Origin of the sequence: Haloactinomyces albus, assembly GCF_031458135.1 — a bacterium.
GTDB classification, from domain to species: domain Bacteria; phylum Actinomycetota; class Actinomycetes; order Mycobacteriales; family Pseudonocardiaceae; genus Haloactinomyces; species Haloactinomyces albus.
In genome coordinates, this window is record NZ_JAVDXW010000001.1 from 3,334,525 (window position 1) to 3,357,277 (window position 22,753).

Consider the following 22,753-nt stretch of genomic DNA (forward strand, 5'->3'; position numbering starts at 1 on the left):
CGCGTCTGACGCCGTGCCGGGCTCTTGGGCGGCCTGCCCGGGGAGTCCGTTGGCTCCATGGCTTTCGCCGGGAAGGGGCGCCCCGCCGGGAAGGGCGCCTTCGGGATGTTTCATGGCGGGGCGATGTGCCCCGACCGACGGAAACGGTGTTCGGCTCAGACGCCGATCTCGCGACGCAAGCGATCGACATGGCCGGTGGCCTGGACGTTGTACATCGCTTTGTCGATCTTTCCGTCGGCGTTGACGACGAATGTCGAGCGAATCACACCCTGCACGGTCTTGCCGTAGTTCTGCTTCTCACCGAACGCACCCCAGGCCGTCATGACCGAGCGGTCCGGATCGGAGAGCAGCGGGAACGTCAGGGACTCGGCGTCCCGGAAAGCCGCCAGCTTCTCGGGCAGGTCCGGGGAGATCCCGAGTACCGCGAACCCGGCATCGTTGAGCGGGGCGAGGCTGTCCCGGAAGTCGCAGGCTTCCTTGGTGCAGCCGGGAGTGCTGGCAGCGGGGTAGAAGTAGACGACGACCGACCGGCCCCGGTAGTCCGACAGCGCCACGGTGTTGCCGTCGGCATCGGTCAGGGAGAAGTCGGGGGCGGCGTCGCCCGGTGCTAGTTGTTCGGTCATGTCTCGACGTTAGCCGATGCCGCCTGATGCCGGTTGCGCGGTGGGGTGGCGGTTCGGGTCGGCCGATGTCCTCTGTGGTGGTGGTCACCGGGTGCTGCCCGCCCGACGGCGAGATGTTGATGACGCACGGTGGCCGCAAGGGGACACTGGGCGGCATGACAGTCAGCCCCACCGTCCGCCGTCGCAGGCTCGCCGCGGAATTACGCCGTCTTCGTGCGGCACTCGATCTCACTCAGCAGCAGGCTGCCGCGCATCTGGGGTGTACGCAGGCGAAGATCGGGCGCTTCGAGACCGCCAAGCGTACGCCTTCCGTCGGCGATGTCTCGGCATTGCTGGACTTCTACGGCGTCGGGGACGCCGAGCGCGAACAGTTGCTCAATCTTACGCGTGATGCGCGCAAGCGCGGCTGGTGGCACTCGTACAGCGATGTTCTTCCGGAGTGGTACGAGACCTACGTCGGTTTGGAAGCCGAAGCATCGTCGATTCACACGTACGAGTCGGAGGCTATTCCCGGTTTGCTCCAGACGCACGAGTACGCCTACGCAATCACCAAGGCGACGCTCATTCGAGCGGATGAAGCCGAAATAGCCCGAAGAGTGGAATTGCGCATTCAGCGGCAGCAGCGAGTGATAGGTGAAAAGCCTCTCGAATTGTGGGCTGTGCTTGGTGAGGCCGCGCTGCGCAGGCGTGTCGGCGGACCGGGAGTATTGCGCAGACAGCTCGAGCACGTGCTCAAGCTCGTCGCGATGGCCAATGTGACGGTTCAGGTGATGCCGTTGGATGCGGGCGCGCATCCGGCCCAGGTTGGGCCATTTGTCATTCTGCGTTACTCCGATCACGCCGATCCGGACGTCGTCTACTTGGAAACGCACGTCGGTGGCCTGTATCTCGAAAGGGAGATCGAACTGTCCAACTATGTCACGATGATGGATCATTTACGGGCGCACGCGATAGACCCGGAAACCTCGCTGCAGGTCATCGATGAGCGAATAGGAGAACTGTAGATGTCCCACATCGGCAATTGGCGTACCAGCACCCGCACCCAGGGGCAGGGGCAGTGCGTCGAGGTCGGTTTCGGTGGTGCAGGCATCGGTGTGCGGGACACCAAGAACCGCGCCGCCGGACACCTCATCGTGCCGCCGCGGCAGTGGCACGCGTTCGTGCGTGACCTCAAGCGCGGCGTGTTCGAGTCCTGATCCGCGTTTCGGCCACGGCCACGGCTGGCGGCCACGGCTGCGGCCGCTTCCGTGGCCGGTGGTTCGACGGGGGCGGTACGGGGTCGTCGGTCACCGTCGATGGACGCTGTCCGCGCGCACTTCCGACCATGGAACGCAAGCGGTACAAACGGTGCATGGCGGACGGATTCGATGTCACGACCCGGTCGATGCTGCGGTCCAACGAAGCCAACTGGGATGCCCGGACACCGGTGCATCTCACCAGCGCCTTCTATGGTCTGGACGGGACCCGAACGCCCTTCGACTGGTTCGCCCCCTTCGAGTGGGAAGACCTCGGTGACCTCGCCGGGCGGGAGGTGCTGCACCTGCAGTGCCATCTCGGCACCGAAACCCTGGCCTTCGCGTACAAGGATGCGAAGCGCACGGTCGGGCTGGACTTCTCGAGCGAGTCGCTCGAGCATGCGCGGCGCATGGCATCGGAGGCCGGGGTGGACGTCGAGTACGTGTACGCCGATGTGTATGACGCAACGGAGGCATTGGACGGGCACCGCTTCGACGTGATCTACACGGGTAAGGGGTCCCTGTGCTACCTGCCCGACCTTGCCCGATGGGCGCGGATCATCACCGAGTTGCTCCGGCCGGGCGGCATCCTGTACGTGACGGAATTCCATCCGCTGCTCAACTCCCTCGGTCCTGTGTCCAAGCCGGGGGAGGGGGAGGAGCTGCTGCTCCGCAACGATTACTTACCGAGCCGTGGAGCGGTGGAACGCGAGGCGACCTACACCTACACGGACGGTCCCGCGCTCCAGGGCACGAGGGTCAGTTACGAGTGGATGCACGGTCTGGGTGATGTCGTCAACGCGGTTGTCGGGGCGGGTATGACCGTGTCCGGACTGCGCGAGAGCGACATGCTGCCGTGGCGGCGCTGGAAGCAGATGGTGCATGCCGACAACGGGTGGTGGCGTCTGCCGGACGGTGCTCCCCGCATTCCCCTGCTCTACGCCCTCCGAGCGACCCCGTGAGACGACTGCTGCCCGCAGTGGCGAGTTTCGAGGAACGGAGTCAGGAGGTCGGGAACGGCTTCCCCCGCGAAGGCCAGCCCGTCATGGGTGGCGATATCGCGGACCGCGTAAGCCCCTGAACCCGCGGAGGTCGTGGCCGCGATGGTGATCAGTCCGGAGCGCCGCTGAAGCGGGGACTGCTGCATACGCCACCCGATCACTCCGTCGCGGCGGAGTGCGACCGTGCGCCGGATGCCGGTACCGGATCGGGTGATCAGGTATTTCTCGTCGAGCGCATGGCCGAGGTTGCGGTAGGCATCGACGGCGAAGCCGACCGCGAACGGAACGGTCCCCAGCGCGGGGATCCACATCCACGAGGGCACCCGACCGATCAGCGCCCCGCACACGGCCGAGGTGATCACCAGTACGGCAGGGCCTGCCAGGGACCACGTCAGGCGTCGGCGCAGTGCGGCGCGCGGATGTGCCGCGGCCGGGCAACCGCCCGTGACCGGTTGGTCTTCCCGGAGGACAGCGGCGGCTACTCGCTCCGCTTCGGCACGAGGAGCAGGCGGTAGCAATGCCTTGCGATCCGGCTGTTTGCTCTCCTGCTGTGCGCTCAGCCCCGTGGCCACGGCATTGGTGCGGGCTCCGCCCACCCAGCGCAGGACCAGTGGTTCGAGGATCTCGATACCTCGGAGTCTGCGCTCCTCCAGCGACAGGGACCGGGTGGTGAGCAGGCCCCGGCGCACCCGCAGGGTCGCATCGCGCTCCCGCACCAGGCGAAAAGCCCACCACATCTCGAGCGACAACAGGAGTGATCCGAGCAGTCCGAGCAGCAGTAGTACGAGGGCGCCAACGGTGATACCGGCCCACAGCGGCACCGACCCGAACCGATCGACTGCTCCTCCGAAGACGCCCAGCGAGGTCAGCAGGTCGTACAGCGAGCCGAGCCCGGAGGCGAGGGCACCCCACACGATCAGCACGAGTGACACGGTCGTCACGGAGTAGCCCAGCCACACCGGGCGCAGCCGAGCCAACTCGGTGTGCGAGGGCTCGGAACCCACCGTGGAGGCGGCCGTGGTGGCACTGTCCGTGCCGACGGTATGGAGCAGTTCGCGACGAAGTGCCTCGGCGCGGGGCGTGGCGATCGCGTCCAATTTGAGTTCGCCGTCCTCGCCGGAATGCTGACCGGTGCCGACCTTCACCACCGAAAGGCCGAAAAGCCGGTGGGCCGGTTGCGCCGTGAGATCGACACTGCGGATCCGGTCGCGGGGGATGGAGCGGTGGCTGCGGGAAAGATTGCCCCTGCGTAACTCGAACCGTTGCCCGGTCACGCGGTAGTGCGTGAAGTACCAGCGCACCGCGGCACCCCCGCAGACCACGGCGGCGATCGCCAGCCAGATTCCCAGGGTGGTCAGCAAGGTGGAGGTGCTGGTGTCGCCGAAGCCGATGAAGACCGCGGCGGGCAGCATCGGCGCGAGTGCCAATGCCCCGACCGCCAGGATGCTTCTCGGGTCGAGCCGGTGCCACTGTCCGTGGGGCTCGTCCGGCGGGGTGGTCATGTGGCATCACCCGGCGTGGCCTGGGTAACAGCGGTGAGGTGTTCGACGAGCTCCGTGGCCACGTGCCGGTCGAGACCGTCGATGGTCAGTGGCCCGGCGGCGGAAGCCGTGGTGACGGTGACGCTGGACAGTCGGAACAGTTGTTGCAGTGGGCCCCGTTGGGTGTCCACGGTCTGGATCCGCGAGAGGGGAGCCACTCGCCATTCCTGGTTGATCCATCCGGCAGCGGTGTAGACGGCACTGTCCGTGGTCTCGTACCGATGTACGCGGTAGCGCCACTGCGGCATGATGACGACGTAGCAAAGCCCGAGGACGGCGACGACGATCAACGCGAGCACGAGCCAGTAGGTGGCCGGAGTGATCCACAGTGCCGCCAGTGCCAGCGCGATGAGCAGCGATGCCACGGACGAGGCCGCCTGAACCGTCCACCACAGAATGGCGCGCCGCTCGACGCGGTGGCGCGGCGGACGCAGACTCAGGTAGCCCGGTGGCACTGTCTGCGGGTCGGACACGGTCGCCTCTTTCTGCCGGACTCGTGATGAGGTGCTCACGGGTTACCCCTTCAGGGTAGGGCAACGAACGAAGCCTCCGAGTGTCCGCAGCATGTGTTGAGCGGGTACCGAGGAGTGGTGCCCGGATGGCGGGGAGGATTCGAAGAGATACGACACGACACGAAGCGGATCATTCATTTATGGATGTTTCCGGTGGGAAGTGAATTTCTCCCGAATGATTTTCCGTCCCGGTGATCGCGCCGGAGAGTGCACCCGGTGGAGTGAGGAGTGGCCTCCCCTGGGAGGGCGACATGGAAGTCGGCGAGGAGCACCCGGAGCGGACGGTTCCGGGCACGAGGGGCGTTCCACTGCCCACAGTGTTGATCGAACTCCACATCAACGTTGTTACTTGTGATTTGAGTCACATAAGATCGATTTGAGCGATCAGGAATTCGGGGAGATACATTCTCCTCCGGAGGCGATGCGGATTTTTCCGAATCGAGCTTCAATGGGATTTCACGAAAACGTGACACGAAAGGAATGATCGTTGTGCGTAATGTCTACCGTGGATTGATCGCCGGAGCGCTCGGACTTCCGTTGGCGCTGGGGATGCCCAGCGTGGCTTTGGCCGGTGACTACGACAAGGGTGGTACTGACGGGGGTTATCACAAGTCCGGTGAGGGCCACGGCAAGCCGGCCGACCACGGTGATGGTGGCAAGGACGGTGACAACGTGAACAAGGCCGCCGACCAGAGCTGGCCGAGTTCGGAACAGGTGCAGGCTCAGAAGAACACTGCCGGGCAGGAGCAGGAGAACGAGCAGACCAACTACAACAGGTTCTCGATCTACCAGTTCGTCCTCGGCGGTGAGGGCGACCCGATGCAGATGATCGTGCCCAAGCTCGACCAGGAGAACGAGAGCGAGACCGAGCAGAAGCAGGGTTTTGTGCAGGGCCAGATGTCCGAGCAGGGTCAGGACGTGGAGCAGAACGCCACGAACAGCAATGACTCCGGCACCGACGGGTCCTCCAACGGCGACGGGTCCTCCAACGGTAGCGGGGCTTCCACGAAGGTGTGAGTACGCGGCCTGAAGTTGCCGGTGGTGGGGCCCGTGTATGGGCGGGGATACCACCGGTGACAGGGGAAGTCGCCGCCGTGCCTGCGTTGCGACAGACGTCCCCCGGTGGCCGTGGCCACCGGGGGACGTCGATACGTGGTGGTTCGTAATGGAACTCTTCTCGCCTTTTTCGGTGCCTTCTCGGTTGTGCAATTTCTTTCTGATTCGGCATCCGGGCCGTTGCGGCTGACGGTGATCCGGATTGTTACGGGTTCGGCAGCGTTTCAGCACATGGAGTGAAGAGTCCCGACTCGCTGCGACACTCCCGGCCGGTCGTACTAAAAATGAAGTGGCAAGCGGGAATTTCGATGATCCGAAATCCCGATCTTGGATCGTTTTCGGGAAAGGAAGTACCTCTATGCGTTCGCTTACTCGTCTCGTCGCGGCCGGTGGCTTGGCACTCCCGCTCATGTTCGGCAGCGCCGGCGTGGCCTTGGCAGGAGGGGGGCACGACAAGCCCGAGCACGACAAGTGCGACCACTCCTGCTCCAAGGACATGGACAGCAGCTACGAGTACACCAGCTACGAGTACACCCTGTACAAGAACGTCAAGTACACGCACGTCGAGTACAGCTCCGACAAGTGGGACGACCACGACAAGGACTGGAACCACGACGGCAACGGCCATGACAACGGCAACGGCCATGACAACGGCAACGGCCATCACGACAGGGATTGCGACAAGGACCACGACAAGGACAAGGGTGACAACGGGCACCACGACAAGGACTGGAACGGCAACGGGCACCACGAGTACGCGAGCTGGTGATTCGCCCCTTCCTGTCGGATGGAAAGCAGTCGTTGCCGAAGCTCGAATTTCTCCGTGTGGTTTCGGTTTCGGATCGTGGCAACGACTCCTTCGGTAATCGTTGCCGAGCAGCATTCTCACCTGTCCGTGGGTTCTTGAATCCTCCAGTGGTCCGATCCTGAGCGCACCACGTACAAGAGCACGGACACGAGTACCCGCAGGTGGCCTCCGTCTCTCGGCGGGCGGGGGCCGCCTGCGGATTTTCTCGACGAGTCGACACCTTGTCGCCCGTGCTGATCGCCGGAACCGGGCCAACTCCCCGAGCGCCGACTCGCGGTCGACATCATGCACACGGATCATCGCAGCCCTTGGATCGGTCTTCCTGCTGTCGCAGCAGGAATGATCGGCCAAGGGCTGCCTTCATGATCACCGCCACGCTGACCCGCGCTTCCGGCGTACACCACGCCCCCGGACGCAACCAACCTCGTGGTTCGTCCAGCGTTGGAGGACCTGAAGACGGGCATCGCCCATGCTTGCGCCAAGCTGTGCTTGACTGCCTGGAGATGCACCCCGGTGACCAACGACGTGGAGGGCCTGAAGACTCGTGGTAAATGGCGAACTCGACCTCTCGTCCGGGGTTCCCCTGTATCGGCAGATCAAAGACATTCTGCGCACGGAGATCGCCAGGGGAGTCGCGGATCCTCAGGAACCGGTGACCGAGGCGCAGTTACTCAGCCGATTCGACGTGAGCCGGGCGCCCATCCGGCAGGCGCTCAAGGAGTTGGCGAGCGAGGGGTACGTCTACAGAAAGCAGGGTAGAGGCACCTTTCCGGTCCCAGGCGTCCGAGTGCATCGACCGGCCGATCTGCGGCCGGGGGCTTTGCATCAGTACCTCTCCGAGAGCGGGCTGCATCCGGCCTCGAAGGTCTCCGGCATCGAACGGGTCGTGCCGCCCGACCGGATTCGGCACCGCCTGGGGCTCGAAGCGCACGAGCGGCTCTTGCATTTCACTCGGTTGATCTCGGTCGAGAGTGAGCCTCTTGCCGAGGCCGACGTCTATATCCGGGTGCCCGAGGAGTTCAGCCCCACGGCTGCGGAATTGGAGGACACGGGCTCCGCCTTCGAGCTGTTGGAGAGAGAGTTCGGTATCACGCTCGAACGGGCCGATAACGAGGCCTGGGCGACGGTGGCGACCGCCGACCATGCGGCGAGCTTGGGTATGCGCGAGGGGAGCCCGTTGCTCGCCATCGAGACGACCTTCTACACGACGGGTGGCCTGCTCGCGGGCTACCGTTTCGCGGTCCACCGGGCCGAGAAGTTCAAGTACCGATTCGTCACGGGCGGGTGAGTCGCCGGAGGGGGCCGGGCGCGATGAGCGCTTGACTTTAGTATTATAAAATATCAATATGTAGGGAGTTTCACACTCACGAGGCAGTGGACTACGGCCCGTAAGGCGGACGTCAGGCTCCCCGGTGCACTGCCCTCCTTCGTTTACTGCCGCCTGCACCGAGTTCGGCGAGGAGTCAATGCACATGCCGCTGTGGACGCTCCTCCACAGCGCTCCACGCCGCGCCGGTATGACGCTGACGAAAGGAAGTGCCAATGACGGGCGCACAAACTGTCAGGAGCAATACCGTCAACACCGTCCTCGGCCCCGTGCCTGCGGACGAGCTGGGGACCGTCGCGGTCCATGAGGCACTGCTGTCCGTGGTCCCGGGCGCCGAGCACGCGTTCGACGTCACCATGGACCGCGCGGAAATCTTCGAGGTCCTGGCCAAGAAGCTGACGGACTTCCGCGACCACGGCGGGAAGACCATCGTCGACAGCACGGGCATGTTCCACGGTCGCGACGTGAAGCTGTACGAGGCACTCTCGCGCTCGACCGGGGTGCACATCGTCGCGTCCACGGGCATGGGACCCGAGGAGATGCTCGGCGGCTACTTCCTGACGCCGCAGACCAATCCGCCGACGCCGTGGCCTGCCGAGAAGTTCGCCGATCTCTTCACCAGGGAGATCACCGAGGGCATGGTGGTCCCGCGCGTGGAGCGGCGGGGTGCCGCGGGCCTCGTGGCCACTGCGGCCGATTCCGACGGCATGACCGCCACCGAGGAGAGCCTGTTTCGCGGCGCGGCCAGGACCGCCCTGAACACGGGCATCGGAGTCTCCATCCGGTACGGCAGCGACGCGGTCGGTGACCTCGACGTCGTCCTGGACGAGCAGCTCCCGGCCGACCGCGTCGTTGTCGGCGGGCTCGACCGCACCGACGCCCTCGCCGCCGGCGCCCCCATCGAGGTCGCCCGCCGCGGGGCCTTCGTCGCCCTGGACCACGTGGGCCTGGATGACGACGATGCCCACGTCACCGACCGCGAGCGCGCCGCCCTGGTGCTCGACCTCGTCCGGGCCGGCCACGGAGACCGGATCCTGCTGTCGAGCAACACGATCGGCGTGGCCAAGGGCCGGCCCGCCTACGAACTGCCGTACAGCTACGTCTCCTCGACGTTCGTTCCCCTGGCGAAGTCCCTGGGGCTCGGCGACACCGACGCCCGGCGCATCCTCGTGGACAACCCGCGCGACCTGCTGACCCTGCGCTGAGATGACGAGGGCGACCGATTCTTTGTGAGTCTTTGGAGTGAGATCATGTCAAGGGTAAACACCGTCCTGGGGTCGGTTCCCACGGAAGAACTGGGAGCCGTGGCCGTCCACGAGCACATCGGGTACGGCATGCCCGGCTCGGAACTGGACACGCAGTGGTGGAAAACGCCCGAGGAGCGGTACGCCGAGACCGTTCCGAAGCTGCGTCGGTTCCGCGAGTACGGCGGCGGGACCTTCGTCGACGTGACCGGCATCTGCAACGGTCGCGACGTCGACTACTACAAGTCACTGTCCGCCAAGACCGGGGTCCACATCGTTGCCTGCACGGGCTTCGTCGGCGGTGACACCGCGCTGCCGCACTTCGCTCGCGCGACCGTCGACTACCTGACCCGGCACTTCGTTCACGAGATCACCGTCGGCATCGCCGACACCGGCAGCCGCGCCGGCGTCATCAAGGTCGGTGTGAGCCGTGGCGGGCGCATGACGGAGCTCGACAAGCGCATCTACCGCGCGGCGGCCCGTGCCTCCGTGGCGACCGGCGTGCCGATCCTGACCCACCTGGCGATCGACCCCCAGCCCGCGGTCGACATCTTCGAGGAGGAAGGCCTCCCGCTGCACCGCGTGCTGTTCGGGCACGCCGATGACGGCCCGAACGCACCGAACACTCCGCACGAGTGGATCTTCGAACGGGGCGGCCGTATCGGCTTCGACACGTTCGGGTACGAGACCGAACTCGAGGACCCACCGTTCTGGGCCCGCCCGCGCCAGGAGCGTCTGGATCACTTCCTCAGCCTCGTGAACAAGGGGTATCTCGATCAGCTCCTGGTCTCGGCCGACGCGAACTGCAGCCCGCTCGGCTGGCCGGGCGTCAAGGGCCACACCGTGAACTACCTCTTCACCGACCTCATTCCCGACCTGCGCGAGGCCGGTGTCGATGACGCGACGATCAAAACCCTGCTCGAGGACAACCCCGCCGATTTCCTGACGATCCGCAACTGACCCGTGCCGAGGCCTGAGAAGAAAGAGACGAAGAATGCAGAATTCGGAGATCCGGAATCTGAAGGTCGCCGTTATCGGCGGCGGGTTCGGCGGTGCCGCCGCGACGGTGTTCCTCGACAAGCTGGGCGCTGACGTCCACCTCTACGAGCAGGCCCCCGCCACCGGTGAGGTCGGCGCAGGCATCGGCATGCGGCCGCCGACGGTGGAGGCCTTCCGCGCGTGGGGCATCTTCGACGCGATGGCGTCGGTGAGCTCGGCCAGCGACTACTTCGAGATCCTCACCGGCGCCGGTGAGCCCATCCTGCGCGAGGAGTGGCCCAAGAAGCACGAGTACGCCCAGGAGAACAAGACCCGCCTGATCCACCGCGCGGACTTCATCGACACCTTCATCAACCACATCCCCGCCGAACGACTCCACCTGGGCCACAAGATGGTGTCGGTCACCGACCACGGAGACAGTGCGACGGTGACCTTCGACAACGGCCGGGAGGTGACCGCCGACCTGGTGATCAGCGCCGAGGGCATCCGCTCGACGGTGCGCGCGCAGCTGTTCGCCGATGTCCAGCCGGTGTTCGCCCATGCCCACGCGCACCGTGCGGTCATCTCCGCCGATGACACGTACGGGATGGTCACCGACGACAACTTCCGGATGTACCAGGGCGACAACGGTTCCCTCGTCTACTTCCTGCCACTGCGTCACCGCAACCAGGTCTCCTTCGACATCACCGCGCCCTCGGACGACGACAGCTGGCGCCCGGACGTCACCGTCGACCAGATCGCCGGTCTGCTGGACGGCTTCGACGAGCGCCTGCAGCGGATCGCTCGGAACCTGGACCCGGCCGCGGTCACGAGCCGCGGGGTGTACGACATCGACCCCATCGACACGTGGCACTCGGACTCCGTGGTGCTCATCGGGGACGCGGCCCACGCGATGCTGCACCACCAGGGGCAGGGGGCCAACCAGACGGTTCAGGACTCCAGCGCCCTGGCCGAGGCCCTGCAGGAGTCCGACTCCGTGCAGAGCGCGCTGGCGCTGTACCAGTCGAGGCGCAAGCCCACCACCGACGCGCTCCAGCGCGTTTCCCGCGAGGAGTGGGACTCCAAGGAGGGCCTCAAGACAGCCTTCCCCGAGAAGGCCTCCATCGACTGAGCGTCCCGCCGCCTCCCAGGACGGAGGTCGGCGGATGGACCCGGCCAACCTCACCGGGTCCGTCCGCCACTGCCGAGGACGAGACGCAGAGAGGACGAAGAGGACATGACCCTGCATCCCGAGATCGCCAAGTTGCTCGCCACCCTCCCGACGCCGGACCACAGCGCACCGCCGGATCCGAAAGCGATGCGCGCCGCCGAGGCGGAACAGGTCCCGCCGCTCGAAGATCGCCTGCCTCTCCACGCCGTCACCGACGCCACCGCGGCGACGTCGTCGGGTGAGGTGCCCGTGCGGATCTACACGCCGGTCGAGGCGGACTCCTACGGCCTGTTGGTGTACTTCCACGGTGGTGCGTTCTTCTCGGGCAGCCTGGACACGCACGACGGCGTCGCGCGGTCACTGGCGAAGGAAACGGGACACAAGGTCGTCTCGGTCGGCTACCGCCTGGCCCCCGAAGCCGCATACCCGGCCGGCCTCCAGGACTGCTATGGGGTGGTCCGGTGGGCCGCCGAGCACGGCGAGGACCTGAAGTGGGACGGGGGGAACCTCGCCCTCGCCGGCGACAGCTCCGGCGGCAACTTCGTGGCGAGCGTCGCGGCGATGGCCCACGACGACGCCATCGCCAATCAGCAGAGCGACCGCATCACGCACCAGGTCCTGTTCTATCCTTCCGTGGACCTGGACTTCGACGTCGATCGCTACCCGTCGCTGCGGGAAAACGCCGAAGGCTACGGCCTCGAGACGGCCGGCCTGAAGCCCTTCAACTCGCACTACATCGACAGCGGCGCCGACCCGGCCGATCCCCTCGTTTCGCCGATCAAACGCGAGAATCTCACCGGGCTGCCTCCCGCCCTGGTTATCACCGCGGAGTACGACCCCCTGCGCGACGAGGGCGAACTCTACGGGCAGAAGCTGAAAGAGGCCGGCGTGGATGCCACGGTCAGTCGCTACGCGGGTTCCAACCACGGGTTCGTCGTGAACTTCGCCTGGATCCCGGAGTACTACCAGGCCTTCACCGAGACGGGTGAATTCCTGAACCGGCGCTGAGCTCGCCCGCCTCCCCTCCAACAGTGTCCCCGGTCTACAGCCGAGACTTGATGGTGGCACGGTGTAGCACCGCGCGGCACAGTCGAGTACTGTAAGCGCATGACGGTTGAGCATGAGATAACGCAACGGGACCTTCGGAGCCGGTCCGGCGAGATCATGGATGCTGTCGCGCACGGCGAGACGTTCGTGGTGACCCGCAGCGGTACGCCGATCGGTGAGTTGGTCCCGCTGCGGCAACGTCGCGTAGTCAGCCGTGCTGAGTTCGCTGCGATGTCGGAAAGTGCGATGGTGGTCGACGTCGAGCGGTTCCGCACCGATCTCGACGACGCTGTAGACGCCGAGATGCGGGACCCCTATGGACGATGAAATCCACGGGTTGCTCGACACCAACATTCTGATACTTCGTCGCCTCGTCGATCACACTGAGCTACCGGCCCGCATGTCGATCAGCAGCGTCACTTTGGCCGAGCTGTCTGCGGGACCCCACCACACCGGTGATCCGAGTGAACGAGCACGGCGCCTGGATGTCCTGCAACGCGCTGAAGCCGAGTTCGACCCGTTGCCGTTCGATACCGAAGCCGCGCGAGTTTACGGCCGTGTGTCGGCCGCCGTCCTGGAGGCAGGCCGCGTGCCACGGAGACGGGTCGCTGACCTGATGATCGCCAGTGTCGCCGCTGCGAATCGCCTGCCGCTGTATACGACCAACCCGGACGACTTCTCCGGACTGAAGCAACTGCTGAGCGTGAAGCCGGTTACTCGACCGATAATCAGCGCTTGATGCTGATGATCGTGATGTAGTGCGGCGCGGCCGACCGTAGACCGTTGTGGTCGTGGATCACCGAGCCGCGTCGAACTGCTTGCGGTAGCCGTGCAGCGTCGTGAAGAACGGGGACGGTTCCAGGGTGGGGTCCCCGGTGTAGCCGAGCTCCTCGGCCACCCGCTCGAACGGCGAGTACGCCGAATCGGTCTCCTGCAGGCCGTCGCACAGGGCCCGCTGGGCGGTGTCGGTAACGCGGGCCTCGATGTCCAGGCTCTCCTGCAGGGCCCGCCGGGACGCCTCGGTGTCCAGTTCGACGCCGTAGGACACTCCGTCCGCACCGCGGTACGGGTGGCCCAGGTACAGGTGCTGCGGGCGGACCTCGTCGCGCAGGTACCGCAGGCTCGAGCGGTAGGCGGCCGGATCCTCGTAGCCGGGGAAGCCGTTGGCGGCCCCGTGGATCTGCACGGCGTCGCCGACGAACACGGAGTTCTGTCCGTCCACGACGTAGGCGACGGATCCGGCGGTGTGACCGGGGATGTAGTGCACGGAGACGGAGACGTCCCCGCCGAGGGAGAGGGTCTCGCCGCCCTGCAGCAGCACGCTCGGCTCCATCTCGCCCGAGATGGCCTTGTCGGCCATTCTCGTCTGCTCCTCCTCGCCGTTCGGATCGTGCAGGTACTGCCTGCGCGCGTCGACGTACTTGTCCACGTGCGCGCGCCGCGAGCGCAGCAGGTGCGCGTCGGCCTCGTGGATGACGACCTGCGCGCGCCGACCGGTGAGCTCCCACAGGGCGTGCGCGCCGCCCAGATGGTCGATGTGGCCGTGGGTCAGCAGGATCCAGCGCACCTCCTCGATGCTGCGGCCGAGGTTCTCGAGGGCGGGGACCATGCCGTCGACAGGCGATGAGGCGATCCCGGTGTCGACGATGGCCGGTTCGGGTGCATCGATGAAGAAGCTGTAGAGGCCGAAACGTCCCCACGGCGACACCAGGGGGTGGATGTTGACGTCGTGCGTCATCGCTGTCTCTCCTTCGCTCGCCGGAGGCGGTTCCCGGTCTTCGATGACCGTCGGCTACGCCGTCGATCGTGGCAGCGCCGCGCGTGGACCGCGTCGACGATGTGGCCTTATCTACATTAATATAATAATATGTATAAGTCACGCTCTGGAGAGCATGTCCGCCAGCGGTACACCTGGTACTCGAACGTTGCAGAGGAGCTGCACACTCATGGCTGATTTCACGACGTGGGATGCCGGTGGGGAGACGATCAACATCCGCAAGGACCTCCGGGTCCCGATGCGGGACGGGGTCGAGCTCGCCGCGGACGCCTACCACGGCGCCGAGGACAAGCCGCGGCCTGCACTGGTGGCCCTGAGTCCCTACGGCAAGGAGTTGCAGGCCTTCGCCCTCACCATGCCTCCCCAGCGGCGCCCCAGCCCACTGTGGGACGGCTGCATCGAGGCCGGTGACATCGCACGCGTCGTCCAGGAGGACTACGTCCACGTCATCGGTGATCTGCGCGGCTCCGGTGGTTCGGGCGGCGAGATGATCGGCAACTACAACGCCGGCGGCGTGTCCCTGGGTCAGGACGCGTACGACTTCATCGAGTGGGTCGCCGAGCAGTCGTGGTGCGACGGCAACGTCGGCATGATCGGCATCTCCTACTTCGGGTCCATGCAGGTGCTGGCCGCTGCCGAGCGCCCGCCGCACCTGAAGGCCATCTTCGTCAGCGGTGGCCACTTCGACTTCTACGAGACCACCTACCACGGCGGCATCATGTGGTTCATGCCGCGCGCTGCGCGTGAGGGGCGCGGTGGTGACTCCGGTATCGCGCACACCAACGTCAAGTCCCGCATGCAGGAGATGTACTCCCGGGAGGAGCTGCAGAAGCTGGTCGAGGCGCGGCTGGAGGACCCGGACGTGGCCGCCTGGCCGAACCTGGTGCACGTGCTGCGCTACCCCACCAACCGCGAGTTCTGGTTCGACATCGTGCTGAACCACCTGGACGGCGAGTGGTACGAGGAGCGCAACCCCATCACGCTGGCCCCGAACATCGACATCCCGGTCTACCTGCAGATCGACCAGGGCCGTGGTTGGACCGTGGACGGCACCATCGAGTTGTTCAACGTGCTGAAGGGCCCCAAGAGGCTGGACATCGGACCGTACCCGCCGATGCAGTCGCGCCCCTTCGTCGAGGAGCACGACACGATGTTCCGGTGGTACGACTACTGGCTCAAGGGCATCGACAACGGCGTGCTGGACGAGCCGGAGGTCACCGTCTCCGTGGAGGGCTCGCGCGAGCGGGTGACCGGCAGCCAGTGGCCGCCGAAGGAGGTGGAGTACCGGTCGTTGTACCTGCGTCCGCGCCGCAAGCTGTCTCCCGAGCCCGAGCTGATGGGTGCGGAGTACGCCGCCCCGGACGGCTTCTACCAGGTGCCGCTGACGGTGACCGACAAGGTGGAGATCCTGAGCTGGAGCACCGAGCCGTTCGAGGAGAACACGGAGCTGATCGGCACCGGTGCCGCGCACCTCTTCGCGGAGATCGACCAGGATGACACGAACTTCATCCTGCGCCTGTGGGACACCGCCCCGGACGGCAACCGGCAGCTGATCACCACCGGCTACCTCAAGGCCTCGCACCGCGAGCTCGACGAGCGCACCACCGAGGGCAACCCGTACCACCCGCACACGCGTACCGTGCCGGTGGAGCCGGGGACGATCGAGGAGTACGTGCTGCGCCTCTACCCGTTCGCGAACACGTTCAAGCCGGGGCACCGCCTCACGGTGGAGCTCTCCAACGACGAGCCGCTGGCCGACGCGCACAACGCGCTGCTGCCGCCGGACGCCTTCCACCTGCCGGTGGGTCGCCCCGTCACGCACAAGATCTACCGCGACGCCGCCCACCCCTCCCGGCTCGTGCTGCCGTTCACCACACGCAACGCGGCGGAGAAGAAGTAGCCGAACCGGAGGGTCGATCCGACCTCGACGCTTCGCACGCTCCGATCAGGCGGCCTCCAGCTCGACCACCGGCAGCTTGTCGAGACTGCGGGTCGAGTTGTTGAGGCGGCGTTGCGGGGTGCCGACGGTGAGTCGGCGTACCCGCCGGGCCAGCGCGCCGATCACGGCGGACGCTTCGAGCCTGGCGAGGCCCTGGCCTGCGCAGCTGTGCGGGCCGTAGCCGAAGGACAGGTGGTCGACGGGATTCCGCCGCACCCGGAAGGTGTCCGGGTCCTCGTAATGGCGCGGGTCGCGATTCCCGGACCCGAACAGCACCGCGATTTGCGAGCCTGCGGGGATCATCGTCCCGTCGAGCTCGTAATCCTCCTTGACGCGCCGCCCGAAGGCGTGGATAGGGGCCTCGTAGCGCAGCACCTCGTTGAACGCGGACGGAATCAACGAGGGGTCGTCGCGGACGAGGTCGAACTGGTCCGGGTGCGCCGCGAACATCGCGATGGCGTTGCTGATCGCCGCGATGGTCGAGTCCATGCCCGCCGCGACGAGCTGGTGGACCATCATCCCGCAGTTCTCGTGCGGGATCTCCCCGCGTTCCCCAGCGGCGAAGATCGCGTGCCCCATGCTGCCCTCGACCAGGTCCTTGGCCTGGACGTTGTGCGCCCACTCGAACAGCTCGCCGGCCAGCGGGAAGCCGTCGATCGCTCGTTCGTTCATCGGGCCCAGCAGGTTGAACGCCGCCTCGCCCCAGCTGAGGATGTTGTCCCGTACGGCCCCCTGCACGCCGATGAGGTCCACCACGACCGCCAGCGGCAGCGCTCGGGCGAGGTCGTCGACCGCATCGAACGTCTCTCGCCGGACCAGATCCGCCACCATGTCGTCGGCCTTGGCCTCGATGTCGCCCTTGAGCCTGCGCAGCGCGCGGGGCGACAGGTTGTCGGAGATGACGGCGCGCAGCTGCTGGTGGTCCGGCGGGTCGGTCGCGAGGGAGGTCCCGACGAGGATCTCGTTCATCCGGTCGTTGAAGGCAACCGCGTTCGACGAGAAGACCGACCAGTTACCCATCGCCTCGCGGATCGGTTGGTACCGCGTGATCGCCCAGACGCCGGTCTTCTCCAGCCGGACCACGGACGCCTGTTCGCGCAGCTCGGCGAAGACGGGATACGGGTCGGTCAGGACTTCGTCGGAGAAAATGTCCACACCGGACGAAGATTGTGCTGTCACGGTCATGGAGGCACCTCACACCATGTTCGGATAATTGGGGGACATCAGCGCTGTTCGGCGATGCCCTCGACGGCGAGCGGAACGGCGGTCCAAGCTGCGCACCACCGGGTTATAGCGCCGGATCACCTCACCGGTCGGTTCGAAGCGCCGCACTCGCGGAGTCAGGGCTGGTGCCGAACAATGTCGCTGACTACCGCCTTCGGCGGTGTGCCTCCTCAGTGTCGGCTACATCCGAGCATCGAGGAAGACGAAACTTCTGAGGCCGCGCATAGGCGTTGGTTATACTTCAGCGGCTATGAACCCCGACACCGTGGACCTCAACCTGCTCAGGGCGTTGCGCGCGTTGTTGGAGGAACGCACTGTTACCGGGGCGGCCGAACGCATGGGGGTCAGCCAGCCGAGCATGTCGGCGTCGCTCGCCCGCCTGCGCCGTCACTTCGACGACGATCTCCTCGTCCGATCCGGGCGGCAGCACCGCCTCACACCGTTGGCTCGCCGCCTGCAACAGCGCACGCAAACAGCGGTCCGGGCTGCGGATCGCGTTTTCGAGTCACAGCCCGACTTCGACCCTGCCGGTTCCAAGCGGCAATTCCACATCATCGCCAGCGACTACGACACCTCCATGATCGCCCGGCGCCTGACCGGCCTTCTCGCGAAGGAGGCGCCGCGCACGCGGCTGGCCATCACGACGGTCACGACTCGTCACGTGGAGGGCTGCCCCGAGACATTGCTCGACTGCGACCTGTTGATGCTCCCGCACGGCATGATCACCGATGCGGCTCATCAAGACCTGTTCCGGGACGAGTGGCAGTGCATCGTCGCCGCGGACAATCCCGTCCTGGATGACCGGGTGACCGTCGAGCAACTGGAATCCTTCCCATGGGTCGCCGCGTACGAGACGGCCACCTCCTGGACGACGGTCGCGCGTGCGCTACGAACCCTGGGCATCGACTTGCACGTCCAGGTCACGATGCAGAGTTTCCTGGCCATTCCCGAGATGGTCGCAGGCACCGACCGGATCGCCGTCCTGCCACGACGGCTGGTGGAGCGGTTCCCGGCGGACGCCGGCGTCCGGGCACTGCCGTGCCCGGTCGACGCCGGGCCGCTCGTGGAAGCGATGTGGTGGCACCCCTTCTACGACGACGACCCCGAGCACGAGTTCCTCCGCGATGTGGTCCTGCGAGCGACGGCACCGCTTCGAGAGCCCGAGTGACTATAGACATGACCTATGTTCCGGATCGGAATATCGGTCTTCCTGGGTTCATGGGCGGCTTGGGATCGTGACGCAAGGCCCTTTTCGAGGCAGTACCGCTGTTCTTCTCGGGCCATCGTCATCGTCTGAGTCTGCGAGGTGTGTCATGAGCCGTATTGAATTCGACGGAGACCGTTGTGAGGGCCACGGTCTGTGCGAACAGACCGCCCCGGAGGTCTACCGGCTCGACGACGACGCGGAGCTGGAGCTGCTCGTGGATGAGGTCCCGCCGGAGTTGCACGCCAAAGCGGAGGCGGGTGCGCGCGTGTGCCCCGTAGCCGCTCTTCGCGTGGTGTCCGAGTCCGAGGGGGCCCAGTGAGCGCGTTCCCATTGCGACAAGTGGTGATCGCCGGTGGCTCGATCGCCGCGGTCACCGCCGCCCAGAACTTGCGCGCGCAGGGCTTCGAGGGCGACATCACCCTCCTGTCCGAGGAGATCCACGCTCCGTACTCTCGGGTGCCCCTGTCCAAGGGCGTCCTGTCCGGTAAGGAGACGCCGGACTTGGCCGCCCTACCGGCACTCGGTGAAGACATCACCGTCCGCCCGGGCGCTCGCGCCGCGCACCTGCGGCCCGAAGACCGGCGGGTGATCCTCGCCGACGGCGAGGAGGTGCCCTACGACGGGCTGGCCATCGCCACCGGCGCCCACGCCCGCAGGCTCGCCATACCCGGCCGGACCGGCGAACACGTCGTCCGCACCCTCGATGACGCCACCGCGCTGGGAGACCGGATCGGTGCTGCGGATTCCGTGCTCGTGGTCGGTGGCGGGTTCCTCGGCATGGAGGTCGCCTCCACCTGTGCCGAACTCGGACTGACGGTCACCGTCGTCGACCGCGACCCACCTCTGCGCCGGCTGCTCGGCGCGTGGCTGGCGGATCTGGTCGTCGACGCCGCGCGCGACCGTGGCGTGCGGTTCGTCCAAGCCCCCAACGGTGTCGGGCTGGTCGGCCATCCCGAGATCACCGGGGTCGACTGCGGCGACCGGCAACTGAACGCCGACGTCGTCGTCTCCGCAGTCGGCGACCTCCCCAACACCGAATGGCTGGCCGACAGCGGCTTACCCCTCGACGGCGGCCTCGTCGTCGACCCGCGCTGCCGCGTCACGCCGCACATCGTTGCCGCCGGCGACGTCACCGTCACCCGTAGGAACGGTGCGGGGGCCCGGCGCTCCCCGCACTGGACCAGCGCCGTCCTCCAGGGCCAGGCCGCCGCTCGCACGCTCCTGCACGGCGAAACTGCCCCCGTGCCACCACCGGACCCCTACTACTGGACCGAACAGTTCGGTCTCGATATCAAAATCAGCGGCGAGATCCCTGCGGGCACTGTGCCGACAGTCCTGGCCGGCGATCCCCGGCAGCGGTCGACGCTCCTTCAGTGGCACCACCAAGGCCGACCTGTGGCTGCGGTTTCGGTCAACCACCGCATTCCGATCGTCAAGCTGAAGAAGCTCGGCGCCCACGCGCCCGCCACCACCTGAACCGACCACTGCCGGCCGCGCGCAAGGACGCCCGGACCTGGGGACATTCGCCGCCTGTACGCCCCTCGGAACGGGTCGCTGAACGGACTTGCCCGAGCCAACCCGAGCCAAGGAGTGTCGAGGTACTGCTCTGATCTTCGCGTGTGGGGTGGTGATTCGACAGGCTGAAGCGGCTGCTTCGGCTAGATCGACACTCCCGACCACTGGTGCGGGCCGTGCGGCTCGTCGATCCACAGCCACTGGTGGTGGGGTGTGATGGTCAGCCCGAGCCGTGGCCAGTCGGGACGGTCATGGTCGAGCCAGGCTTGGTGGGCGTGCTCGACCGGATCCCAGAGCGAGGTCGGCCCGGTTTCGGTGACCCGGTGGCGGCCGTCGATAGGTGCGAGATCGATCGTGGCCGTCGATCCGTCCGGTGTGGACATGGTGGCTGCGGTGGGTTGCCGGGTTTGCGGGTCCAGTTGCATCCCGACTGCCACGTCTGTGGGGAGCCCGTGGAACCGGGCGAGCAGCCATACGACGCGGTGATCCCACCAGGGGCTCGGTGGTGCTGCGGTGGTGCGTGTTCGTGGCCGGTCGTCTTGTGGCGCTGTGATGGCCGCTGGTGGTGTGTCGCCGTGGTGGCGCATGGTCATGAATGCCGCCCACCGGTCGAGGAAACGCCCTTCGAGCCGATCGGGATAGCGGTGGAGGAGTGCGAGGTTTCCCGCGTGTGTGGTGGGTTTGACGTCGACCAGAATCGTGCCGCCGATGGTGAGCTGCTCGGTCCATGCCCAGGGCACGCGGGGTACCGAGCAGGTCGCGATGATCCGGTCGTACGGGGCCTGTTCGGGCAGTCCGTCCGCTTCGTCCCGTGTTACCAGAGTGGGGTGGTACCCGACATCGGCGAGGCGAGCGCGGTGTGCCCGTCGTGCACGTCGAGTGTTTCGAGCATGCGCACGATCAGATCGGGCTTGGTGCTGCTCGATGTGGCCTCGTGGTGGGTGCCGCGGTCGGCGAACCGGGTGATGATGAAGTCCAGCGCGCCGTAGTTCAATCCGAATGCGGACATGAGCGCACGAATGCTGCTTGGTGGGGATGGATTTTTCCTGTGCGTTATCCCTCGTGTGGCGTTGCGTCGAGGAGGGTGGCGGCGAGTGCTGCCACGAGTGACGGATGTCGTTTCGTCGGCACGGTCGCGTCGGTGTCCGGGTCGGTGGTCGGCCACGGGATCGGGTCCGGGTGTCGCAGTCGATGTGGTTCGACGTAGCCGACCGTGTGCGCACACGCCGGACATATGTCGCGTGTCTCGTCGACCGGAGGCGCGTGTCCGATCCTGCGATGCACCGGGCCGCGTACTCGGTGTCCACATGCGGCGATCGGCGCTGGTGTCGAGATTGCCACTGCATGCCACCGAGATTCGTGCACACCGGTCAGCCAGGCGTGTTTGTTCACGAGATCGCCTCGTCGGGCATTCGCGCACACCGACCACAGAGTGGCCACTGTGGACATTCTTCGAATGGTCCCCATCCGAGACAGCCGCACACGGTTTGTACGACGCTGTGCCCGTCGAGCCTGCCCGTGATCGGCCGTGCGGGCACGAGGTGGCGTACATGTTCACCGCGCAGCGCGACCGCGTAGCGCCCCGTGGATGCGCCCGTTCCGGCGGTGGGAAGCTGCGGTGCTGATTCGGCTCCGTTATTCGGTTCCCCGGTCTCGGTGACGCGGGCCGCCAGCAGCAGGCACGCCGTACAGGGTGCGCCGGTGAACATCTCGACGACGTCGGCGTCGGTGCGGGCGAGGGAGCGCCCGCAGGCGGCGCGGAGGTATGTCGCGTCGGGTGCAATCGGCAGCGGGAAAGCGTGCACGCTGCGGCTGTGCTCGTCGGTGCCGTGCCGGTTGCGAGCGAGGATCACGGTCATGCGGCAGGCCCCCTCGAGCGGAGGCCGGCGGTGGACGCGGGAGACGGTACCGTGCTCGCCGCCGGTATGACTTGCCGAAGCCGTTCGGGGGCGTGCTGACGGTACGACGAGTGCTCAGCGCTGCGTGCGCACTCGGGGACCGGTCCGCCCACGCGCGACCGGAGCGCACGGGCGGCGTCGCGCGCTTGGCGCCTGCGACGCCGTGACGGCACGGGTGAATGACTGCGCAACTCGTCGACGAGGTCGCGCACGAGCGGTACCCACACGAGCGCGGTGCAAGCCAGTACGACGATCCATAGCAGCGGATTAGACACGGCGATTCCCCAGGTGGACGTAGGAACGGTTTCGGCGGGCGCGGGTGGCGGAGTTGGCGCTCGTCGGGCGGGTGTCGGCGGCAATCGATGCGATGGCGCTGCCGATCGCGACGAGCGCGACGCTGCCGAGTACGAGCAGGACTGCAAGATGGCCCGAGTCGGGCATGAGATCACTCCCCGTGCGATCACATAGGAACGACCGAAAACACACGGTCACTGATCACTGACACTTTGGGAACTTTGTCACAGGAACGTTCCTTCATCAATATGCGCGCAGAAACGCAGGAGATGATCACTCGAAAGGACGAATCAGGCCGAGCCCGAGCGCACAGGCACGTTCCTAACCCGAGATGCACGTGACAGACTTGCGCACGT

Annotated in this window: 25 protein-coding genes; 16 read left to right on the forward strand and 9 right to left on the reverse strand. The window is 66.3% G+C overall.

Annotated elements, in window-relative coordinates; all coding sequences use genetic code 11:
* Positions 1–155: 155 nt before the first annotated feature.
* Entirely contained in the window at positions 156–623 is a 468-nt protein-coding gene (bcp, locus tag JOF55_RS15825; protein ID WP_310275006.1) for a thioredoxin-dependent thiol peroxidase, read from the reverse strand.
* A gap of 155 nt (positions 624–778) precedes the next feature.
* Between bcp and JOF55_RS15830 the strand changes: the two genes are divergently transcribed.
* The 3 genes from JOF55_RS15830 (at position 779) to JOF55_RS15840 (ending at position 2,820) form a co-directional block, all read left to right on the forward strand.
* The gene (locus JOF55_RS15830; RefSeq protein WP_374727521.1) at positions 779–1,627 is read left to right on the forward strand and encodes a helix-turn-helix domain-containing protein; all 849 of its coding nucleotides are present in this window, start codon (positions 779–781) and stop codon (positions 1,625–1,627) included.
* Positions 1,628–1,819 (forward strand): DUF397 domain-containing protein, encoded by a 192-nt coding sequence (locus tag JOF55_RS15835; protein WP_310275009.1) that lies wholly within the window; start codon positions 1,628–1,630, stop codon positions 1,817–1,819.
* Positions 1,820–1,974: 155 nt separating this feature from the next.
* Entirely contained in the window at positions 1,975–2,820 is an 846-nt protein-coding gene (locus JOF55_RS15840) for a class I SAM-dependent methyltransferase (protein WP_310275011.1), read from the forward strand.
* Here the strand turns inward: JOF55_RS15840 and JOF55_RS15845 are convergent.
* Both JOF55_RS15845 and JOF55_RS15850 read right to left on the reverse strand, forming a co-directional pair.
* Entirely contained in the window at positions 2,796–4,361 is a 1,566-nt protein-coding gene (locus tag JOF55_RS15845) for a PH domain-containing protein (protein ID WP_310275013.1), read from the reverse strand. The two genes, JOF55_RS15840 and JOF55_RS15845, sit on opposite strands and share 25 nt — an antisense overlap.
* A complete protein-coding gene (locus tag JOF55_RS15850) occupies positions 4,358–4,873 on the reverse strand; it encodes a PH domain-containing protein (RefSeq protein ID WP_374727522.1) in 516 nt (171 codons plus the stop codon). The genes JOF55_RS15845 and JOF55_RS15850 overlap by 4 nt, the downstream gene beginning before the upstream one ends.
* Positions 4,874–5,401: 528 nt before the next feature.
* Here JOF55_RS15850 and JOF55_RS15855 point away from each other — a divergent pair.
* The 9 genes from JOF55_RS15855 to JOF55_RS15895 all read left to right on the forward strand — a co-directional run bounded on the left by JOF55_RS15855 (position 5,402) and on the right by JOF55_RS15895 (position 13,282).
* A complete protein-coding gene (locus JOF55_RS15855) occupies positions 5,402–5,929 on the forward strand; it encodes a hypothetical protein (protein ID WP_310275017.1) in 528 nt (175 codons plus the stop codon).
* 397 nt (positions 5,930–6,326) lie between these two features.
* The gene (locus tag JOF55_RS15860; protein ID WP_310275020.1) at positions 6,327–6,737 is read left to right on the forward strand and encodes a hypothetical protein; all 411 of its coding nucleotides are present in this window, start codon (positions 6,327–6,329) and stop codon (positions 6,735–6,737) included.
* 583 nt (positions 6,738–7,320) lie between these two features.
* Positions 7,321–8,064, forward strand: coding sequence for a GntR family transcriptional regulator (locus tag JOF55_RS15865; protein ID WP_310275022.1), 744 nt, complete (start codon positions 7,321–7,323; stop codon positions 8,062–8,064).
* Positions 8,065–8,318: 254 nt separating this feature from the next.
* Entirely contained in the window at positions 8,319–9,308 is a 990-nt protein-coding gene (locus JOF55_RS15870; RefSeq protein WP_310275024.1) for a phosphotriesterase family protein, read from the forward strand.
* Positions 9,309–9,353: 45 nt separating this feature from the next.
* Positions 9,354–10,307 carry a phosphotriesterase family protein gene (locus tag JOF55_RS15875; protein ID WP_310275026.1) on the forward strand — a complete coding sequence of 318 codons (954 nt, stop codon included), beginning with the start codon at positions 9,354–9,356 and terminating at the stop codon, positions 10,305–10,307.
* 34 nt (positions 10,308–10,341) lie between these two features.
* Positions 10,342–11,457: an FAD-dependent oxidoreductase gene (locus JOF55_RS15880; RefSeq protein ID WP_310275028.1), complete on the forward strand. Its 1,116-nt coding sequence runs from the start codon at positions 10,342–10,344 to the stop codon at positions 11,455–11,457.
* 105 nt (positions 11,458–11,562) lie between these two features.
* On the forward strand, positions 11,563–12,504 hold the full coding sequence (locus tag JOF55_RS15885; protein WP_310275030.1) for an alpha/beta hydrolase: 942 nt from the start codon (positions 11,563–11,565) through the stop codon (positions 12,502–12,504).
* 99 nt (positions 12,505–12,603) lie between these two features.
* Positions 12,604–12,870: a type II toxin-antitoxin system Phd/YefM family antitoxin gene (locus JOF55_RS15890; RefSeq protein ID WP_310275032.1), complete on the forward strand. Its 267-nt coding sequence runs from the start codon at positions 12,604–12,606 to the stop codon at positions 12,868–12,870.
* Positions 12,860–13,282 carry a type II toxin-antitoxin system VapC family toxin gene (locus JOF55_RS15895; protein ID WP_310275034.1) on the forward strand — a complete coding sequence of 141 codons (423 nt, stop codon included), beginning with the start codon at positions 12,860–12,862 and terminating at the stop codon, positions 13,280–13,282. The genes JOF55_RS15890 and JOF55_RS15895 overlap by 11 nt, the downstream gene beginning before the upstream one ends.
* Positions 13,283–13,339: 57 nt before the next feature.
* Here the strand turns inward: JOF55_RS15895 and JOF55_RS15900 are convergent, their stop codons facing one another.
* Positions 13,340–14,281, reverse strand: coding sequence for an MBL fold metallo-hydrolase (locus JOF55_RS15900; protein WP_310275036.1), 942 nt, complete (start codon positions 14,279–14,281; stop codon positions 13,340–13,342).
* Positions 14,282–14,489: 208 nt separating this feature from the next.
* Between JOF55_RS15900 and JOF55_RS15905 the strand changes: the two genes are divergently transcribed.
* The gene (locus tag JOF55_RS15905) at positions 14,490–16,220 is read left to right on the forward strand and encodes a CocE/NonD family hydrolase (RefSeq protein WP_310275038.1); all 1,731 of its coding nucleotides are present in this window, start codon (positions 14,490–14,492) and stop codon (positions 16,218–16,220) included.
* A 45-nt stretch (positions 16,221–16,265) separates the two neighbouring features.
* Here the strand turns inward: JOF55_RS15905 and JOF55_RS15910 are convergent, their stop codons facing one another.
* Complete coding sequence (locus tag JOF55_RS15910; protein WP_310275040.1) at positions 16,266–17,444, reverse strand: cytochrome P450; 1,179 nt, start codon at positions 17,442–17,444, stop codon at positions 16,266–16,268.
* A 289-nt stretch (positions 17,445–17,733) separates the two neighbouring features.
* Between JOF55_RS15910 and JOF55_RS15915 the strand changes: the two genes are divergently transcribed.
* The 3 genes from JOF55_RS15915 to JOF55_RS15925 all read left to right on the forward strand — a co-directional run bounded on the left by JOF55_RS15915 (position 17,734) and on the right by JOF55_RS15925 (position 20,166).
* Positions 17,734–18,651 carry a LysR substrate-binding domain-containing protein gene (locus JOF55_RS15915; RefSeq protein WP_310275042.1) on the forward strand — a complete coding sequence of 306 codons (918 nt, stop codon included), beginning with the start codon at positions 17,734–17,736 and terminating at the stop codon, positions 18,649–18,651.
* A gap of 145 nt (positions 18,652–18,796) precedes the next feature.
* Positions 18,797–19,009 carry a ferredoxin gene (locus JOF55_RS15920; protein WP_310275044.1) on the forward strand — a complete coding sequence of 71 codons (213 nt, stop codon included), beginning with the start codon at positions 18,797–18,799 and terminating at the stop codon, positions 19,007–19,009.
* Positions 19,006–20,166 carry an NAD(P)/FAD-dependent oxidoreductase gene (locus JOF55_RS15925; protein ID WP_310275046.1) on the forward strand — a complete coding sequence of 387 codons (1,161 nt, stop codon included), beginning with the start codon at positions 19,006–19,008 and terminating at the stop codon, positions 20,164–20,166. Before JOF55_RS15920 ends, JOF55_RS15925 begins: the two co-directional genes overlap by 4 nt.
* A gap of 182 nt (positions 20,167–20,348) precedes the next feature.
* Here JOF55_RS15925 and JOF55_RS15930 read toward each other — a convergent pair whose 3' ends face one another.
* The 4 genes from JOF55_RS15930 to JOF55_RS15945 all read right to left on the reverse strand — a co-directional run bounded on the left by JOF55_RS15930 (position 20,349) and on the right by JOF55_RS15945 (position 22,544).
* A complete protein-coding gene (locus JOF55_RS15930) occupies positions 20,349–21,026 on the reverse strand; it encodes a methyltransferase domain-containing protein (protein ID WP_310278388.1) in 678 nt (225 codons plus the stop codon).
* Positions 21,020–21,214: a hypothetical protein gene (locus JOF55_RS15935; RefSeq protein WP_310278511.1), complete on the reverse strand. Its 195-nt coding sequence runs from the start codon at positions 21,212–21,214 to the stop codon at positions 21,020–21,022. Before JOF55_RS15935 ends, JOF55_RS15930 begins: the two co-directional genes overlap by 7 nt.
* A gap of 379 nt (positions 21,215–21,593) precedes the next feature.
* Positions 21,594–22,064, reverse strand: a complete 471-nt coding sequence (locus JOF55_RS15940) for a hypothetical protein (protein WP_310275048.1) — start codon at positions 22,062–22,064, stop codon at positions 21,594–21,596.
* 306 nt (positions 22,065–22,370) lie between these two features.
* A complete protein-coding gene (locus JOF55_RS15945; RefSeq protein ID WP_310275050.1) occupies positions 22,371–22,544 on the reverse strand; it encodes a hypothetical protein in 174 nt (57 codons plus the stop codon).
* Positions 22,545–22,753: the final 209 nt, after the last annotated feature.